Source organism: Immundisolibacter cernigliae, from assembly GCF_001697225.1.
In the GTDB taxonomy this organism is placed as follows: domain Bacteria; phylum Pseudomonadota; class Gammaproteobacteria; order Immundisolibacterales; family Immundisolibacteraceae; genus Immundisolibacter; species Immundisolibacter cernigliae.
On the sequence record NZ_CP014671.1, the window covers coordinates 606,493 to 623,579 of the forward strand.

The window sequence follows — 17,087 nt, forward strand, 5'->3', positions numbered from 1 at the left end:
GACCCGTGTTCCACGTCATCCTCTTGTCACCGCAAATCCCGCCCAACACCGGCAACATCATAAGGCTGTGCGCCAACACCGGCGCCGCACTGCACCTGGTCGAACCGCTCGGCTTCGAGCCGGACGACGCGCGCCTGCGCCGGGCCGGGCTGGACTACCACGAGTACGCCACGGTGCAGCGCCACGCGGATCTGGCAACTTGCCTGCAAAGTCTTGCCGCGCCGCGCCTGTGGGCCTTCAGCACCCGCGGCCGGCGGGTATACAACGACGTGGCCTACCGACCGGGCGACGCGCTGCTGTTCGGCTCCGAGACCTGCGGCCTGCCGGCCGAAGTGCTGCATCGCCTGCCGGCCGAGCAGGTGCTGCGCCTGCCCATGCGGCCCGGCAACCGCAGCCTGAATCTTTCCAATGCCGTGGCGGTGGCGGTGTTCGAGGCCTGGCGCCAGCAGGGCTTTGATGGTGAGGGTTCGGGCTGAGGCCAGGTTGAGGTCGAATCGCGGCCGGGCTCGCGAATGTTCATCTTGCGGCCGGCGGAGCTGCGCGCCTACAGGCGCTCCCGCCAAAAACCCGTCATGTTTCCCTACAACTCGGCCGATGGCTCCCGTGCCAACAGTTCCTGCACGGCCTCACGCACGTCATGCTGCTCATAAAGCACCCGGTAGACCTCGTTGCAGATCGGCATCTCGACGCCCAGCCGGGCCGCCAGACGCTGCACGCCCCGCGCCGTAACCACGCCTTCGGCTACCTGACCCAGCGAATCCACCGCCTGCTGGACCGTTTTGCCGCTGGCCAGCGCCAGACCGACACGACGGTTGCGCGACTGATTGTCGGTACAGGTCAGCAGCAGATCGCCCAGGCCACTCAGACCCAGAAACGTGTCGCGCTGTGCGCCCAGCGCCAGGCCCAGACGCTGCACCTCGGCCAGGCCGCGGGTGATCAGCGCGGCGCGGGCATTGGCGCCGAAGCCGAGCCCGTCGGCGATGCCGGCCGCGATGGCCAGCACGTTCTTGACCGCACCGCCCACCTGCACGCCGATCAGGTCGTCACTGCGGTAGGCGCGCAGTGACCCGCCGTGCAGCCGAGCCACCCAGGCTTGCGCCGCCGGTGCATCGGGCGAGGCTACCGTCACAGCGGTCGGCAAGCCGAGCGCCACCTCGGCGGCGAAACTCGGCCCGGACACCGCCACGCACCTGACATCGGACCCGAGTTCCTCGGCCGCCACCTGGTGCAGCAGCTTGCCGCTGTCTTCCTCGAAACCCTTGGTCGCCCAGGCAATCTCCCGCCCCGGCAGCAAGGGCCCCAGCCGGCCCAGCACCTCGCGAAAGGCGCTGCTGGGCACCACCACCAGCACGCCACAGGCACCGGCCAGCGCCGCGGCAAGATCGGCGGTCGCCGTCAGCGTCGGCGGCAGCACGATGTCGGGCAGGAACTGCGCATTCACGCGCAGTGCGTTCATGCTCGCCGCGTCGCCCGGCGCCAGGGTCCACAGGCGCACCGTGTGGCCGCGGCGGGCCAGCGCAATGGCCAGCGCCGTGCCCCAGGAGCCGGCGCCCAACACCGCCAGGGTGTCAGTCACGTCGCGCGTTCCGCTGCGCGGCGGCGCTCAGTGCGTCAGCTGCCCGTCGGCCGGCGCCGCCTGCTGGCGCTGCAGGTGCTGCTGATACAGCGCCTCGAAGTTGACCGGTGCCAGCAGCAGCGGCGGAAAACCGCCCGCCACCGTGGCGTCTGACACCACCTGCCGCGCATAGGGAAACAGCACATTGGGACAGGTCACGCCCAGCACCCAGCCCATCTGCTCGGCCGGCACGCCCTCGATATGGAACAGGCCGGCCTGCTGCACCTCGACCAGGAACACGGTGTCCTCGCCGCTGCGCACGGTGGCGGTCACGTTCACCACCACCTCGTGCAGGTTCTCGCCGACCTGCGCGGCGCCGGCGCCCAGCTGCAGGTCGATCTGCGGCTGCGTGGTGGCGTCGAAAATCTGCGGCGCCTTGGGCGACTCGAAGGACATGTCCTTCAGGTAGATGCGACGGATGTTGAACTGCGGTTGCGGCGCCTGCGCGGCGTCGGTGTCATCGGCCATGAAAAGGTTTCCTGATGTGAGTGAAGGATCGATCAGTCGCTGGCCAGCAGGGCGTCCAGCTTGCCGGCACGTTCCAGGGCCGCCAGATCATCGTAGCCGCCGATGTGTTGCGTGCCGATGAATATCTGCGGCACGGTGCGCCGGCCGCTGCGCTGTTCCATCTCGGCCCGGCGCGCCACGTCCATGTCGACCGGAATTTCCTGATAGGCCACGCCCTTGCTGTCGAGCAGGCGTTTGGCCATGGCGCAGTAACCGCACAGAGCGCCGGTGTAGATGGTGACCATGCAATAGGCTCCGGTGTGGGGCAGAACCGACGACGGCTCACTTGGCCAGCGGCAACTGGGCCTCGGCCCAGCCGCGCATGCCGCCCTTGAGCACATGAACAGGCTCGAAGCCCTGCGCCCGCAGCAGGCGCGATGGGCCGAGCACGGACTGGCGCGGCGCCGCGATCAGCAGCACCGCCCGCTGCTTGGTCTTGCGCTGCTTGCCGGCCCACTCGGCCAGCTCGGTCGGCGCCACATTGACCGCGCCGCGCACGTGTCCGGCGGCGAATTCGGCCGGCGGGCGCAGGTCCAGCACGCTGGCGCCGGCATTCATCAGCCGCACCGCGTCGCCCGGCAGGATGGGCTGGTAACCGAGCATGCCTTCGAGGGAGAAACTCAGGCCCAGCAAGGCCGCCACCACGGCGAAGGCGGCGAACAATTCGATATTGGCAAGGACGAAAGCCATGGGCCTGCACGGAAGCTAAAGCGAAGGGAGCGCTGGGTCCAGCGCGGGTGAGAGTTTACTATGCACGCCGCCTCGAACACCCTGCCCCGCCCTGGCGTCGTGCCCCCGCTTTCCAAACCCCTTTCGGCCATTGGCCTGTGCGTGCTGGCGCTGCTGGCCGGGACGGCACCGGTAGCGGCCGACGACGCCGCGCAGGCCAAATCGCGCCTGGAAAGGCTCGGCGACGAGTTGGGCCAGGTGCTCGGAACCCTGCGCCAGCGCCTGGTGGAGCGCGACAGCCTGCGCAGCCGCCTGGCCGAGGCCGACCGGCAGGTGGCGCAGGTCAACACCCGCCTGATCGAGACCGAACGCCGCTCCGCGGCCCTGCAGCGCAATCTGGATGAGCTGCGCGCCCAGCAGGCGCAGGCGCGGGCGCGCCTCGACGTGCAGCGCCAGGCGCTGGCGCGCAGCCTTGCCCTGGCCGCCCGCAGCGGCAACGCCGATCGCCTGAAACTGCTGCTGAACCAGCAGGACCCGGCCGCGCTGACGCGCCAGTTGCGGTATCAGCGCGCCGTCGCGGACGCGCAGGCCGCGCGCCTGGGCGACCTGCGCCGCCAGCTGGATGCCTTTCAGGAGCGGGACGCGCAGATTGCCGCGGACGTTGCGGCACTGGCCGACCAGCAAGGCGATCTGCAGCAGCAGCGCACAAAGCTCGCCGCGCTGCGCGAGGAGCGCAAGAGCCTGCTGGCGCGGGCCGAAAGCGACGTCAACCGTGGCGAGCAGCGCGTGCGGGCCATCGAGCAGGACCAGCGCGAACTGAAGGATCTGCTCACCGGCATCGCACGGCGCGAGGCGCGTGCGCGCGAGCGCGAACAGCAAGCACAGGCCGCCGTCGAAAAAGCCCCGAAAGCACCCGCAGGCGCGCCTTCGGCCCGCCTGCCACCGGCCGGCAAATCACCGGACAGCGCCGGCCCGCCGGTCAGCGCCACCCCGACGCCGAGCCTGCCCGGTGAGCGCTTTTCGGCCCGTCGCAGCCGCCTGCCCTGGCCGATCAGCGGCCAGCTGAAGGCCCGTTTCGGCACCACCCGCGAGAGCGGACGCACGCGCTGGGACGGCGTGGTCATCGCGGCCCGTCCCGGCAGTACGGTGCGCAGCATCCACGCCGGCAAGGTGGTCTACGCCGACGTGCTGGGCGGCTACGGATTACTGGTGATCGTCGACCACGGCGAGGGTTACCTGAGCCTGTACGGCTACAACGACGCCATCCTGAAACGCCCCGGCCAGCGGGTCGCGGCCGGCGAGCCGATCGCCAGCGTCGGCGACCGCGGCAACGCCAGCGGCGTCTATTTCGAGATCCGCCACCGCGGCCGGCCGGTCAACCCATCGGCCTGGTGCGGCGGATAAGGCGCATCGAAACGCCGTGAGCACGCTCCTGTTGGAGCGACGCCCTTGTGGTGCGGCGCCCCGCCGCGAATCTTCGAATCAGGCATTCGGCCCGGGGGCGGGCCTCCCACATTGAGAACACAGCGCCGCAGGCGCTCAACCCAGCCAGTCGCGCGGCTGCAGGTATTTTTCGGTCAGGGCCGCCTCCGGCGTGCCCGGCTCGGGCTGCCAGCGATAGCGCCAGGCGGCCAGCGCCGGCATCGACACCAGGATCGACTCGGCCCGGCCGCCGCTCTGGATGCCAAAGCGCGTGCCGCGGTCGTGCAACAGGTTGAACTCCACATACCGCCCGCGCCGGAACAGCTGGAAATCCCGCTCGCGCTCGCCGTATGGGGTGTGCTTGTGGCGCGCCACCAGCGGCTGATAGGCGGCGATGTAGTGCTCACCGACACTGCGCAGGAAGGCGAAGGCCTGCGCGAAGCCACCCTCGTCGTAGTCGTCGAAGAAGATCCCGCCGATGCCGCGCTGCTCGCCGCGGTGATGGTTGCAGAAATACTCGTCGCACCAGCGCTTCAGGCGCGGGTACAGATCGGCCCCGAATGGCGCGCAGGCGGCCTGCGCCTGGCGGTGCCAGAACACGCAGTCCTCGTCGAAGCCGTAGTAGGGCGTCAGATCGAAACCGCCGCCGAACCACCACACCGGCGCGCCGTCCGGCCGGTAAGCGACGAACAGCCGCACGTTGGCGTGCGAGGTCGGCACATAGGGGTTTTGCGGGTGGATCACCAGCGACACGCCGAGCGCCTCGAACCGGCAGCCGGCAAGGTCCGGATGGCGCTCGCTGGCGGTGCCCGGCAGCGCCGTGCCATGCACGTGCGAGAAATTGACCGCGCCGCGCTCGATCACGGCGCCGGCTTCGATGACCCGCGTGCGCCCGCCACCACCACCGGCGTGCTGCCAGGGATCCTCCTGGAACCGGCCATGGCCGTCCTCGGCCTCCAGCGTCCTGCAGATGCGGTCCTGCAGATCCGTCAGATAGGCGGCCACCGCCGGTACGTCGACGCCACTCATGGCAAACCCCTTGTATTGGCCTTGTATTAGCGCCCACCATCGGGCAAAACCCGGTAGGAGCGCAGCTTTGCTGCGCGATGATCGCCCGGCAAAGCCGGGCTCCTACAATTTTTCCGATGGCTGCGGTCAGCCGGGTGTCCGTTCGCGCGCCACGGCCCGGTAGCCGATGTCGCGCCGGTACAGCGCGCCGGGCCAGGCGACCTGCGCCACCACCGAATACGCCAGGCGCTGCGCCTGCGCCACGCTGTCGCCCAGCGCCGTGACGCACACCACGCGCCCGCCGGCGGTCACGATCTGCCCGTCCTGCACGGCCGTGCCGGCATGGAACACCTTGCTGTCCGGCGGCTCGGCGACGGGCAGGGCCGCAATGGGCGTGCCGGTGGCGTACTCGCCCGGATAGCCCTGCGCCGCCAGCACCACACCCAGCGCCGGGCGCGGATCCCAGTCGGCCTGGACCTGGTCCAGCCGGCCATCGAGCGCCGCCTCGATCAGGTCCACCAGGTCCGAGCGCAGACGCACCATGATCGGCTGCGTTTCCGGATCACCCAGGCGGCAATTGAACTCCAGCACCCGCGGCGCGCCGTTGACGTCGATCATGAGCCCGGCGTACAGAAAGCCGGTGTAGGGCGTGCCGTCGGCGGTCAGGGCCGCAACCGTGGGCTCGATCACCTGCGCCATGATGCGGGCGTGGATGTCCGGCGTGACCACCGGCGCCGGCGAATACGCGCCCATGCCGCCGGTGTTGGGGCCCAGATCGCCGTCGTCGCGCGCCTTGTGGTCCTGCGAGGTGGCCAGCGGCAGGATGTGGCCGCCGTCGACCATGACGATGAAACTGGCCTCCTCGCCGACCAGGAAGTCCTCGACCACCACGCGTGCTCCGGCGCTGCCGAATGCACCCTCGCCCAGCATGGCGCCCACGGCGGCCTCGGCCTGCTCGCGCCGGTGGGCGATCACCACGCCCTTGCCGGCCGCCAGACCGTCGGCCTTGATCACCATCGGCAGCGGGCGCGCGCGAACGTGCGCCAGCGCGGCGGCCAGATCCTCGAAGGTCTCGTAGGCGGCAGTCGGGATGGCATGCCGGCGCAGGAACTCCTTGGCGTAAGCCTTGGAACCCTCCAGCTGCGCGGCGGCCCGGCTCGGCCCGAAGCAGCGCCTGCCGGCGGCGGCGAAGGCGTCCACCACGCCGGCCACCAGCGGGGCTTCCGGGCCGACCACGGTCAGATCGATCGCCTCGCGCTGCGCAAACTCCAGCAGGCCCGTTACGTCCTCGGCCGCGATGGCGACGTTCTGGACCCCCGCTTCGGTGCCCGTCCCCGCGTTTCCGGGCGCGACGTAAACGCGCGTGACGCGCGGCGAGCGCGCCAGTTTCCAGGCCAGGGCGTGCTCGCGGCCGCCGGAACCGATCACCAGAACTTTCACGAATCGTCCTCGTTCAGATAACGCTCAGTCGCCGCGCTGGACGCGCCAGACGCGCGCCGTCACCACCGCCAGCGTGATGGCCGTCAGCGGCAGCACGAAGCCCATCATCACCCGGCCCAGCAGCGGCGCGGCACCGTGCCCGGTGCCTTCCAGCAGCAGATACGCGGTATAGGCGACGTAATAGCCCAGGAACAGACCACCTTCCCAGCGGGCGATGCGGTGTCCGGTAAAGAAGATCGGCAGGCAGGCGAAGGCCACCGCCGTCATCACCGGCAGGTCGAAGGTGCGCGCCGCGGCGCTGACCGGCATGCCGCCATCCGCAATCGCGGCGCTTGCGCCGAGTACCACCAACAGATTGAAGATGTTGCTGCCGACCACGTTGCCGACCGCCATCTCGCCGTGGCCGCGCAGCGTGGCCAGGGTGGAAGCGGCGATCTCCGGCAACGAAGTACCCACGGCCACCACCGTCAGGCCGACCACCAGCTCGCTCAGGCCAAGGCTCAGGGCAATGGAAACCGCGCCGCTCACCAGCGCGCGGGCACCCAGCACCAGCAGCACCAGGCCGACGATCACCAGCGCCAGGTCGCGCCCCCACACGGTGCGCACGGGCGGTTCCGGCGCCTGCGCCGCGGCGGCCCGGGCGGCGGCCGATTCACGCCGCGCCAGACGCACCACGAAGGTCGTGTAGGCCACAGCCATCAGCACCAGCGCGCCGCCCTCGACGCGGCCGATGCGCCCGTCGAGCGCCAGCAGCATGATCAGTACCGATACCGCCAGCATCAGCGGCACGTCGAGCCGGATCAGCTGGCGCGCCGCCACCAGCGGCGCGAGCAGCGCACTGAGCCCGAGAATCAGCAGCACGTTGGCGATGTTGCTGCCGACCACGTTGCCGACCGCGATGGCCGGCGCCCCGCGCAGCGCCGCGTCCACGCTCACGGCCAGCTCCGGCGCACTGGTACCGAACGCCACCACCGTCAGGCCGACCACCAGCGGCGACAGGCCGGTGGCCACCGCCAGCCGCGCCGCGCCGCGAACCATCAGCTCGGCGCCGCCCAGCAGCAGTACCAGGCCGACGATCAGCAGCAGTGCCGTCTGCACGCCGCCTCAGTGCCGGAAGTGGCGCACGCCGGTGAACACCATCGCCATGCCGTGTGCGTCGGCGGCGGCGATGACTTCGGCGTCGCGCATCGAGCCGCCCGGCTGGATGACGGCGGCAATGCCGCGCTCGGCGGCAGCGTCAAGACCGTCGCGGAACGGGAAGAACGCGTCCGAGGCCATCACCGCGCCGGCCAGTTCGAAACCCGCCTCGGCGGCTTTCAGGGCCGCGATGCGCGCGGAATCCACACGCGACATCTGCCCGGCGCCGACACCCAGCGTGCGCTGGCCGGCGGCATAGACGATGGCGTTCGACTTCACGTACCTGGCCACTTCCCAGGCGAACATGAGATCGTCGAGCTCGGCCGGCGTCGGCGCGCGACGCGTGACGACCTTCAGATCACCCCGCGCCAGCACGTGTGTGTCGGCGGTCTGGATGAGCAGGCCGGAGCCGATGCGCTTGACCTCGTGCGTGTTGCGCCCGTCGCCCGGCGGAATCTCCAGCACGCGGATGTTCGGCTTGCCGGCGGTCACCGCCAGTGCATCGGCACCCACCGCCGGGGCGATGATGACCTCGGCGAACTGCCGGCCGACGATGGCCTCGGCCGCCGCGGCGTCGAGCGGCCGGTTGAAGGCAATGATGCCGCCGAAAGCCGAGGTCGAATCACACGCATAGGCACGCTCGTAGGCTTCTGCCGGCCCGGCGCCCAGCGCCACGCCGCAGGGGTTGGCGTGCTTGACGATGACGCAGGCCGGCGCCTGGAAGCCGCGCACCGCCTCCCAGGCGGCATCGGCGTCGGCCAGGTTGTTGTAGGACAGTTCCTTGCCCTGCAACTGGCGGAACGTGGCCAGCGTGCCGGGCGCCGGGCGCAGGTCGCGGTAGAAGGCGGCCTGCTGGTGCGGATTCTCGCCGTAGCGCAGGTCCATCACCTTCACATGGCGGCCGTTGGCCTGGTCCGGAAATGCGGCCCGCGTGCCGTCCGGGCGGATCGCCGACAGGTAATCGCTGATCGCCGCGTCGTAGTTGGCAACGTGGTTGAAGGCGGCGACGGCCAGCGCGAAACGATCCGCATCCCCTACCCCGCCGCTGGCCTCGATCTGCCCGAGCGCTGCCGCGTACTGGCCCGGGTCGGTCAGCACCGCGAGGTGGCGGAAATTCTTGGCCGCCGCGCGCAGCATGGCCGGGCCGCCGATGTCGATCTGCTCGACCGCCTCGTCCAGCGTGCAGTCCGGCCGCGCCACGGTGGCCTCGAACGGGTACAGGTTCAGCACCAGAAGATCAAAGGCGCCGATGCCGTGGGCGGCCATCACCGCGTCGTCGACGCCGCGCCGACCCAGCAGGCCGCCGTGGATCAGCGGGTGCAGGGTCTTGACCCGCCCGTCCATGATTTCCGGAAAGCCGGTCAGCTCGGCCACCTCGCGCACGGCAAGGCCCGCCTCGCGCAGGGCGCGGCAGGTGCCGCCGGTGGACACCAGTTCGATACCGGCAGCGGCAAGGCGGCGGGCGAGATCCACCACGCCGGCCTTGTCCGACACGCTGAGCAGGGCGCGGCGCACGATATGAGTCACGACAGAACCTTGTGGATAGTGCAGATGTCAGGCCCCGGGCGAGTCCGACCCGGGGCGGGGCGGCCCTCACAGGCCGTATTGCTGGAGTTTCTTGCGCAGCGTGTTGCGGTTGATGCCGAGCACCTCGGCGGCGCGGCAGCGGTTGCCGCGCGCCTTTTCCATCACCACCGCCAGCAGGGGCTTTTCGACCTGCTCCAGCAGCAACTGGTGCAGGTTGGTCGGCTCACTGTCGCCCAGCTCATCCAGGTAGCGGCGCACGGTGGCCGCCACGCACTGCGCCAGGGGTTGAGCCGGGTACTGGGTGTCCCACGGCGGCGTGACATGCTGATCAGCAGGAACGCTGACATCGGCGGGCTTCATGCATTGACTCCCTGTGCGCCACCGGCGTTCAGGGTCAAAACCCCGCCGCCGTGTTCTGGCGCTGATCCGTTCGTTCGAAATGGAGCCGGTCGGCGAGGCGTACTGGCCGCGACCGGGGCGCAATGTTAGCCCAAGCGACCGGTCGATGGGAGCGCATTTTTTTTGGCCAGACTCAGTGCAGGGTGAACCTGAAACCGGCCGCCGCCGTGCCCGGGTCCGCCAGCGGCAGGCGCACCTCGACCGTGGCGCCAGTGGCGAACTGAGGATTGCCCTGCCGCTCGGCCGGCAGATATTCGGCCGGCTCGAACAGGCGCTCGGCAACGACCGCGTCAGCGGGGCCGGTCAGCGCCAGTGTCAGCCGCGGCCAGGGCTGTGCCAGCGGCGCCCCGTTTTCGAGCCTGACCACCGCCAGCAGTGCCCCGGCATAGTCCGGGTGCGAGGTCACGCGCGCCTCGGCAACACGAATCGCCCGCAGGTCGCGAAACGGCGGCAGGCTGCAGCCAAAGCGCTGACAGACGGCCTCCAGCAGCGGCCGCAGGGACGGCAGCTCGGCAACACGGTTGCGTCCGAACCACAGCATCTGCCCGGCCAGCAGCACCAGCAGAACCACCACCAGGCCGGCGCGCACCAGGCCGCCGCCCGGTGCCGACGCCGTGACCGCAGACACATAGGCCGGGCGTGGAATATCCGCCGCGTGGCCAGCACGGCCGGAGGGCAGCGGATCGACGTCCGCCTGCGCCGCAAACACCTCGCTGCACACGCCGCAGCGGACGCGGCCGTGTGCCGGCACGGTGGCCGGGCCGCGAAACACCGTGCCACAGCCCGGGCAACGCAGCAGCGCCGATTGCAGGCTCATTGTTTGCTCCCTTTCACGCAGGCCCAGCCCTGGTCGATGATCGGCAGGTCGAAATTCAGCGCCGATCCGAACGCCGCCATCACGTCCGGCAGCTGGGATTCGAGGACGCCGGATAGTAGCAAAGCGCCTCCCGGCCGCAGTGCATCAAGCAAATGCGGTGCCAGCGTCACCAACACCGGCGCGAGGATGTTGGCCAGGATCAGGTCGGCCACGACACCGGCCGGCAATTCCTCGGCCTGCATCACCCGCAGGCGGTCCGACACCGCGTTGCGGGCGGCGTTGTCGGTGGTGGCGGTCAGGGCCTGTGGGTCGATGTCGAGCGCCCACACCCGCTGTGCGCCCAGCAGCGCCGCGGCAACCGCAAGAATGCCCGAACCGCAGCCCCAGTCGATCACCTCGCCACCCACCGGGGGATTGCGTGCCAGCCAGCGCAGACACAGCGCCGTGGTCGGATGCGCGCCGGTACCGAAGGCGAGCCCGGCATCCAGACGCAGCACCAGCGCGTCCGGCACCGGCGCCGCCGCGCCGGTCGGACATACCCACAGCCGCCCGCCGAAATGGCGCGGCCGCACATCCTGTCCGCTGCGCGCCCAGTCCTGATCGGCCACGCGCGCGCCGCTCACAGCCGCCACGCCCATGCTGGCGAGCAAGGCCAGCAGCGGTGCCGGATCGTAGTCGCCCTCGAATAGCGCGCTCAGACACACCTCGGGCCACAGCGGTGTCTGTCCGGGAAGCGGCTCGAGCACCGGCCGATCCGCGGCATCCAGGCTGGTGATCGCCAGCGCGCCGGCGCTCTCCAGGAGCCCGCACAGCGCATCGTGACTCCCGGCCGCAGCGCGGCACTCGATACTGATCCAGCTCATGCCACCGTCCTGCGCGTCCATCTGAAAGCTTCTGACACATTCCGCGAGCGGCCGCGGGACATCAGGCCGCCCCGACCGGGCGCCTGGCCGTCGCCGCGAAGGCACCCAGACACAGCGCCAGGAATACCAGCCCACCGACCGCCAGCGCGTGCTGGTAATCGGCCCGGCTGTGCGGCGCAAGCACACCGAGCAGCAGCGCCGCCAGCGCCATGCTGAGCATCTGCCCCACCAAGCGCGAAGTCTGCATGAGGCCGGCCGCCAGACCGAAGGCCGCCGGCGGCACCGCGGCCAGCGCCGCGTGCTGGTTGGGCGGCACGAACAGCGCCGTGCCGACGCCGACGCAGGCCAGCGCCACCGGCAGCAGACCATAGCTGCCGGCAAGGCCGGTGACGGTGACCAGGGCCAGGCCGGTCGAGGTCAGGCCAAGACCAGCCATGGTCAGGCGCCGCGCCGGCACGCGATCGGCCAGGCGCCCGGCCGGCGCCGCCAGCACGGTCTGCAGTACCGGCTGGATGGCCAGCAACAGCCCGGTGCGCGCCGCGCCGCTGCCAAGGCCGTGCTGCAGTACCAGGCTGAGCACATAGCTCAGACCAAACACGCCGCTGTAGTGCAGCAGGGCCGCGCCGGCCGAATAGCGCAGGCCCTGCCCGGGCGCCAGCAGGCGCAGGTCGATCAGCGGCTGCGGCGTGCGCCGCTGGTGGGCGATGAAGGCCCACAGCAGCAGTCCGGCCAGACCCAGCAGCAGCGGGGCATCCGACTGCTGCGGCCGGCCGCTGGCCAGCCAGAACGTGCCCAGCGCGCCGCCCAGCAACACCGCGCCGGCAAGGTCGAAACGCTCGCCGGCCGCGGTCGCCGCCGCGCGCGGCAGCAACCGCCACAGGGCCAGCGCCACCGCCAGGCCGATCAGACCGGTCAGATAAAACACCGACTGCCAGCCGAAGGCCTGCGTGAGCAGGCCGCCCAGGGCCGGCCCGGCGGTCAGGCCGACATAGGTCACGGTGATGTTCAGGCCCAGCGCCCGGCCGCGCCGCTCGGGCGCCACCAGCTGCGCCAGCAGCGCCGGACCGGTGCCAAACACGCCAGCCGAGCCCACGCCCTGCAGCAGACGCAGCCCGATCTGCGCATACGGATCGCTGATCCACGCACCAAGCAGACTGGTAATGGCGATGATGGCCGCGCCCAGCGCCAGCACCGGACCGCGACCATACAGGTCGCCGGCCCGCGCGACCGGCATCATGAACACCGCCGCCGCCACGAAGTAGGCGCTCGTGTACCAGCCGGCCTGGGCGGCCGTGAAGCCGCGCGCGGCGGAAATCTGCGGCAGCGCCACCACGATGGCGGTGGCGATGAACGGCCCAAGAAAGCTGGCCAGCGGGATCAGCGCCAGCGCGAGTCCCGGTCGCGCCAGGGGAACCGGCGAGGCCACCCTCAACCCTCAGGCCGGGTGTGGCAGCGGCTGCGAGGCTGCCCTCGGCTTCGCCTCGCGACCCGACAGCAGCAGATAGACCACCGGCACCACATACAGACTGAACAGCGTGCCGACCAGCAGGCCGCCGATGACGACCCAGCCGATCGGGTGGCGCGACTCGGCGCCGGCGCCGCCGGCAAAGGCCAGCGGCACGGCCGCCAGCAGCATGGTGGCCGAGGTCATCAGGATCGGTCGCAGGCGCAGCACCGAGGCCTGCACCAGCGCCTCACGGGCGGCCATGCCGCCGGCGCGCAGCTGGCGCGTGAACTCGACGATCAGGATGCCGTTCTTGGCCGTCAGGCCGATCAGCATGACCATGCCGATCTGGCTGTACACGTTCAGCGTGAGGCCACTGAAGTACAGGGCCGCCACCGCGCCGGCAATGGCCAGCGGCACCGACAGCAGGATCACCAGCGGGTCGCGGAAGCTCTCGAACTGCGCCGACAGCACCAGATAGATGAACGCCAGCGCCAGGCCGAAGGTCAGCGCCAGCGCCTGGCTGGCCTCCTTGAACTCGCGCGAGATGCCGTCGTAGTCGATGCGCCCGCCGGGCGGCAGGATCTGCTGGGCCTCGGCCGCCAGCCAGTCCAGCACCTCGCCCATGGCGTGGCCGGGGGCGATGTTGGCGCTGATCTTGGCCGCCCGCAGGCGGTTGAAGTGGTTCAGCTCGCGCGGCGCCACCGCCTCGCGCAGGCTGACCAGGTTGTCCACCTGCACCAGCGAACCGTCGCCGGCCCGAAGATAGATGTCGGTCAGGTCGGTCGGCTGGCGGCGCGCGTCGTCGGCCAGCTTCACGATCACCTCGTACTGCTTGCCGGCGCGCTTGAAGCGCGTCACCTCGCGCCCGCCAAGCAGGGTCTCGAGCGTGCGCCCGACCTCGACCGCGCTGATGCCGACGTTGGCCAGCTTGTCGCGATTCACGTCCACCTTCAGCTGCGGCTTGTTCAGCTTCAGGTCCGTGTCCAGGTTCAGCAGAGCCGGGTTCTGGCTCGCCCGCGCCATCAGGGTATCGACCGCCGCCTGCAGCTGCTCCCAGGTGTCGGCCTGCAGCACGAGTTGTACCGGCATCTCGCGATAGCCGCCCATGCCCAGCGAGGCGCGGTTGATGGGAAACGCCAGCACGCCCGGCAGGGCACCGAGCTTCGGTCCGAGTTCGCCGGTGATGTCGAACTGGCTGCGCGTGCGCTCGCCCCACGGCTTGATGGTGGCGAACGACGCGCCGACGTTGACTGGCGCCGGCCGCTGCACGCCCGGCGACACCACCATGAACAGCGTCTTCATCTCCGGGACGGAGCTCAGGATTTTCTCGGCCTCCAGTGTGTTGCGGTACATGTAGTCGTAGGTCGCGCCCTCCGGGCCGATCATGAGCACCACGAAGTCGGAGCGATCCTCGACCGGCGCCAGTTCCGATTTGAGCTGCGTGAACATCCATGCGCCGGCCGCGCCCACGCCGATGGCCAGCGCCAGCACCAGCACCCAGCCGCGCAACGCAAGGCGCAGCGTGGCCTCGTAGCCGCGGTTCAGCGCCACGAAAAAACGTTCCGTGAACTGATACGCCGGGCTGTGGTGAGCCGGCTTCAGGATGCGCCCGCACAGCATCGGCACCAGCGTCAGGGCGACGAAGCCCGACACCGCCACGGCGCCGGCCACCGCCAGCGCGAATTCCCGGAACAGCCGTCCGGTGGTGCCGGTCTGAAAGGCCATCGGCACGAATACGGCGATCAGGGTGATGGTCATGGCCAGCACGGCAAAGCCGATCTCGCGCCCGCCGACCAGCGCCGCCTCGCGCGGCGACAGGCCGTCCTCGATGCGCCGGTAGATGTTCTCCAGCACCACGATGGCGTCGTCCACCACCAGGCCGATGGCCAGCACCAGCGCCAGCAGGGTCAGGATGTTGATCGAGAAATCGAGCGCGTACAGAAAGAAGAACGCGCCGATGATGGCGACCGGAATCGACAGGAACGGGATCAGCGTGGCCCGCGGCGAGCGCAGGAAACCGAAGATCACCACCACCACCAGCGCCAGCGCCTCGAACAGGGTCCGGTAAACGGCGTTAATCGATTCCTCGACAAAGTCGGACCGATCGGTACCGATCTTGAACTGCATGCCCGGCGGCAGGGCAGCCTGGATTTCCGGCAGCATGAGCTTGATGGCCCGGGCAACCTCCAGCAGATTGGCCGTGGACTGCTTGACCACGCCCATGCCCACCGCCGGCAAACCGTCCACGCGAATGCCGGAACGTTCGTCCTCGGCGCCCAGCGCCGCGTGGCCGACGTCCTTCAGGCGCACCGGGTAGCCGTTGACCTCGCGGATGATCATTTCGTCGAACTGCGCCGGCGTGCGCAGGTCGGTTTCAGACAGCACCGTGAACTCGCGCTCGGTACTCTCGATGCGCCCGGACGGCACCTCGATGTTCTCGCGCCGCAGCGCGGTTTCGACGTCCAGCGGCGTGAGCCCATACCCGGCCAGCCGCTCCCGATCCAGCCACACGCGCATGGAATAACGCCGCTCGCCGCCGATCAGCACCGTCGCCACGCCCGGAATGGTCTGCAGGCGGTCGCGCACCACCCGGTCGGCGAAGTCCGACACCTCCAGCGGCGAGTGGCGATCGCTGTAGAAGGCCAGCCACATGATCGGGTCGGCGTCGGCCTCGACCTTGGAGATGACCGGCTCGTTGACGTCCTCGGGCAGCTTGTCGCGGGCGCGGGCGACCCGATCGCGCACGTCGGCGGCGGCGTCGTCCGGATCGCGCGTCAGGCGGAACTTGATCGTGATTTCCGACACTTCCTCGCGCGACACCGACTTCATGACGTCGATGCCCTCGATGCCGGACAGCTCGTCCTCCATCGGCTGGCTGACCTGGCTTTCGATGATCTCGGCGCTGGCGCCGCGGTAGATGGTGCGTACCGACACCACCGGCGTGTCGATCATGGGGTACTCGCGCACCGACAGGCGCGTGAAGGCGATCGCCCCCAACAGCAGGATGACCAGGCTCATCACCGTGGCCAGCACCGGCCGGCCGACCGACACGTCGGTCAGTTTCACGGCCTGGCCTCCTGCTCACGGGCGGCCACCGGCATGCCGTCGCGCAGCTTCATCTGGCCCTCGGTGACCACCGTGTCGCCGGCCGCCAGGCCCTCGACGATCTCGACGATGCCCGGCTCGCGCAGGCCCGTGCGCACCGGCGTCAGCGCCACCTTGCCGTCCACTACCTTGAACACGAACAGCTGCTCGCCGCGCGGCACGATGGCCTGCTCCGGAATCACCACCGCCTGCGGCCGCTCGCCGACCGTGAGCTCCACCTGCGCGAACATGCCCGGCCGCAGCAGGCGGTCGGTGTTGGGCACCCGCCCGCGCAGCGCAAAGGTGCGCGTGGCGGCGTCCAGGCGCGGGTCGATGGCGTAAATCTCGCCCGCGAAGTCGCGTCCCGAAACGGCATCAACCCGCAGCGTCAACGGCCGACCGACCGTCATCGCCGTGGCATGGCGCTCCGGCACCCGGAACTCCACCTTCAGCGGATCCAGATTTTCCAGATTCACCAGATCCTGCCCCGGCTGCACATAGGCGCCGGGACTGACCAGCCGCAGCCCGGCCACGCCGTCGAAGGGCGCCCGCAGCACGGTCTTGGCCAGCATTACCTGATGGCGCTGCAGCAGGGCCCGCGATTCGGCCAGCCGCGCCTGCGCCTGGTCGTATTCCTGCTGGCTCAGCATGTTGGTCTTGACCAGATCGGCGGCGCGCTGGAAGTTCAGGCTATTGACCGTCACCGTGGCCTCGGTCTGCGCCACCTGCGCCCGGTACTCGGCGCCATCGAGCGTGATCAGCGGCTCACCGGCCTTGACCGGCTGACCTTCCTCGAAATGGATGCGCTCCACGCGGCCGGGAATCTCGGAGCGGATCAGCACCGACTCGTTGGCGGTCAGCGTGCCCACGGCCCGCAGGCGGTCGGTCAATGCCTGCGTGCGGGCGCCGGCCACCAGCACCGGCGGGCCGGCCGGCGCGCCCGTCGCAGCTGATGGCGCGGCCGGTTTGTCCGCCGGAGTACAGGCAGCCAGGGCCAGCAGCAGGCATCCGGCCACCGGCAGGCGACGCGGCAAACGCAGGGTGTGGGGCATGTTGTTTTCCGTTGGATCGGCGTCCGGCGGCATTACACCCAACGCTGACCGCGCGGTCAAGCTGCGGCAGCGGCACCTGGGGAAACGCTGCCGGAGCCCG

The 17,087-nt window shown here is 70.2% G+C and carries 16 protein-coding genes; 2 read left to right on the forward strand and 14 right to left on the reverse strand.

The features are described 5' to 3' along the window. The first annotated feature begins 5 nt into the window (after window positions 1–5). Window positions 6–476, forward strand: coding sequence for a tRNA (cytidine(34)-2'-O)-methyltransferase (locus tag PG2T_RS02875; protein ID WP_068802742.1), 471 nt, complete (start codon window positions 6–8; stop codon window positions 474–476). 104 nt (window positions 477–580) lie between these two features. On the opposite strand, the gene PG2T_RS02880 is transcribed toward PG2T_RS02875, so the two are convergent. Genes PG2T_RS02880 through PG2T_RS02895 form a run of 4 tightly spaced genes read right to left on the reverse strand, consistent with a single transcriptional unit; the run spans window position 581 to window position 2,812 of the window. Then, entirely contained in the window at window positions 581–1,576 is a 996-nt protein-coding gene (locus tag PG2T_RS02880) for an NAD(P)H-dependent glycerol-3-phosphate dehydrogenase (protein WP_068802743.1), read from the reverse strand. Between the two features lie 27 nt (window positions 1,577–1,603). Continuing rightward, a complete protein-coding gene (secB, locus tag PG2T_RS02885; protein WP_068802744.1) occupies window positions 1,604–2,083 on the reverse strand; it encodes a protein-export chaperone SecB in 480 nt (159 codons plus the stop codon). Between the two features lie 32 nt (window positions 2,084–2,115). Next, the gene (grxC, locus tag PG2T_RS02890; protein WP_068802745.1) at window positions 2,116–2,367 is read right to left on the reverse strand and encodes a glutaredoxin 3; all 252 of its coding nucleotides are present in this window, start codon (window positions 2,365–2,367) and stop codon (window positions 2,116–2,118) included. Between the two features lie 37 nt (window positions 2,368–2,404). Continuing rightward, complete coding sequence (locus tag PG2T_RS02895) at window positions 2,405–2,812, reverse strand: rhodanese-like domain-containing protein (protein WP_068802746.1); 408 nt, start codon at window positions 2,810–2,812, stop codon at window positions 2,405–2,407. 99 nt (window positions 2,813–2,911) lie between these two features. Here PG2T_RS02895 and PG2T_RS02900 point away from each other — a divergent pair, with 99 nt between their 5' ends. After that, the gene (locus PG2T_RS02900; protein WP_145930973.1) at window positions 2,912–4,195 is read left to right on the forward strand and encodes a murein hydrolase activator EnvC family protein; all 1,284 of its coding nucleotides are present in this window, start codon (window positions 2,912–2,914) and stop codon (window positions 4,193–4,195) included. 135 nt (window positions 4,196–4,330) lie between these two features. On the opposite strand, the gene hemF is transcribed toward PG2T_RS02900, so the two are convergent. The 10 genes from hemF to PG2T_RS02950 form a co-directional block, all read right to left on the reverse strand. Next, complete coding sequence (gene hemF, locus PG2T_RS02905; protein ID WP_068802748.1) at window positions 4,331–5,242, reverse strand: oxygen-dependent coproporphyrinogen oxidase; 912 nt, start codon at window positions 5,240–5,242, stop codon at window positions 4,331–4,333. 126 nt (window positions 5,243–5,368) lie between these two features. Next, window positions 5,369–6,661: a phosphoribosylamine--glycine ligase gene (gene purD, locus PG2T_RS02910; protein ID WP_068802749.1), complete on the reverse strand. Its 1,293-nt coding sequence runs from the start codon at window positions 6,659–6,661 to the stop codon at window positions 5,369–5,371. A gap of 24 nt (window positions 6,662–6,685) precedes the next feature. Beyond that, window positions 6,686–7,699 carry a calcium/sodium antiporter gene (locus PG2T_RS02915; protein WP_418268531.1) on the reverse strand — a complete coding sequence of 338 codons (1,014 nt, stop codon included), beginning with the start codon at window positions 7,697–7,699 and terminating at the stop codon, window positions 6,686–6,688. Window positions 7,700–7,765: 66 nt separating this feature from the next. Continuing rightward, complete coding sequence (purH, locus tag PG2T_RS02920; protein WP_068802751.1) at window positions 7,766–9,325, reverse strand: bifunctional phosphoribosylaminoimidazolecarboxamide formyltransferase/IMP cyclohydrolase; 1,560 nt, start codon at window positions 9,323–9,325, stop codon at window positions 7,766–7,768. A gap of 66 nt (window positions 9,326–9,391) precedes the next feature. Next, window positions 9,392–9,685: a helix-turn-helix domain-containing protein gene (locus PG2T_RS02925; protein ID WP_068802752.1), complete on the reverse strand. Its 294-nt coding sequence runs from the start codon at window positions 9,683–9,685 to the stop codon at window positions 9,392–9,394. Window positions 9,686–9,857: 172 nt separating this feature from the next. Further along, complete coding sequence (locus PG2T_RS02930) at window positions 9,858–10,541, reverse strand: zinc-ribbon and DUF3426 domain-containing protein (protein WP_068802753.1); 684 nt, start codon at window positions 10,539–10,541, stop codon at window positions 9,858–9,860. Beyond that, a complete protein-coding gene (gene prmA, locus PG2T_RS02935) occupies window positions 10,538–11,404 on the reverse strand; it encodes a 50S ribosomal protein L11 methyltransferase (RefSeq protein ID WP_068807633.1) in 867 nt (288 codons plus the stop codon). The genes PG2T_RS02930 and prmA overlap by 4 nt, the downstream gene beginning before the upstream one ends. A 61-nt stretch (window positions 11,405–11,465) precedes the next feature. Continuing rightward, entirely contained in the window at window positions 11,466–12,830 is a 1,365-nt protein-coding gene (locus tag PG2T_RS02940) for an MFS transporter (RefSeq protein WP_068802754.1), read from the reverse strand. Window positions 12,831–12,839: 9 nt separating this feature from the next. After that, a complete protein-coding gene (locus PG2T_RS02945; RefSeq protein WP_068802755.1) occupies window positions 12,840–15,917 on the reverse strand; it encodes an efflux RND transporter permease subunit in 3,078 nt (1,025 codons plus the stop codon). After that, window positions 15,914–16,987 carry an efflux RND transporter periplasmic adaptor subunit gene (locus PG2T_RS02950; protein WP_068807636.1) on the reverse strand — a complete coding sequence of 358 codons (1,074 nt, stop codon included), beginning with the start codon at window positions 16,985–16,987 and terminating at the stop codon, window positions 15,914–15,916. Before PG2T_RS02950 ends, PG2T_RS02945 begins: the two co-directional genes overlap by 4 nt. Window positions 16,988–17,087 lie beyond the last annotated feature (100 nt).

Bases quoted from the DNA above. Each gene is read 5' to 3' on its own strand.
- prmA (WP_068807633.1), bottom strand. From the start codon at position 11,404: ATGAGCTGGATCAGTATCGAGTGCCGCGCTGCGGCCGGGAGTCACGAT.
- PG2T_RS02950 (WP_068807636.1), bottom strand. From the start codon at position 16,987: ATGCCCCACACCCTGCGTTTGCCGCGTCGCCTGCCGGTGGCCGGATGC.
- PG2T_RS02915 (WP_418268531.1), bottom strand. From the start codon at position 7,699: ATGGTTCGCGGCGCGGCGCGGCTGGCGGTGGCCACCGGCCTGTCGCCG.
- secB (WP_068802744.1), bottom strand. From the start codon at position 2,083: ATGGCCGATGACACCGACGCCGCGCAGGCGCCGCAACCGCAGTTCAAC.
- PG2T_RS02895 (WP_068802746.1), bottom strand. From the start codon at position 2,812: ATGGCTTTCGTCCTTGCCAATATCGAATTGTTCGCCGCCTTCGCCGTG.
- grxC (WP_068802745.1), bottom strand. From the start codon at position 2,367: ATGGTCACCATCTACACCGGCGCTCTGTGCGGTTACTGCGCCATGGCC.
- PG2T_RS02925 (WP_068802752.1), bottom strand. From the start codon at position 9,685: ATGAAGCCCGCCGATGTCAGCGTTCCTGCTGATCAGCATGTCACGCCG.
- hemF (WP_068802748.1), bottom strand. From the start codon at position 5,242: ATGAGTGGCGTCGACGTACCGGCGGTGGCCGCCTATCTGACGGATCTG.
- PG2T_RS02930 (WP_068802753.1), bottom strand. From the start codon at position 10,541: ATGAGCCTGCAATCGGCGCTGCTGCGTTGCCCGGGCTGTGGCACGGTG.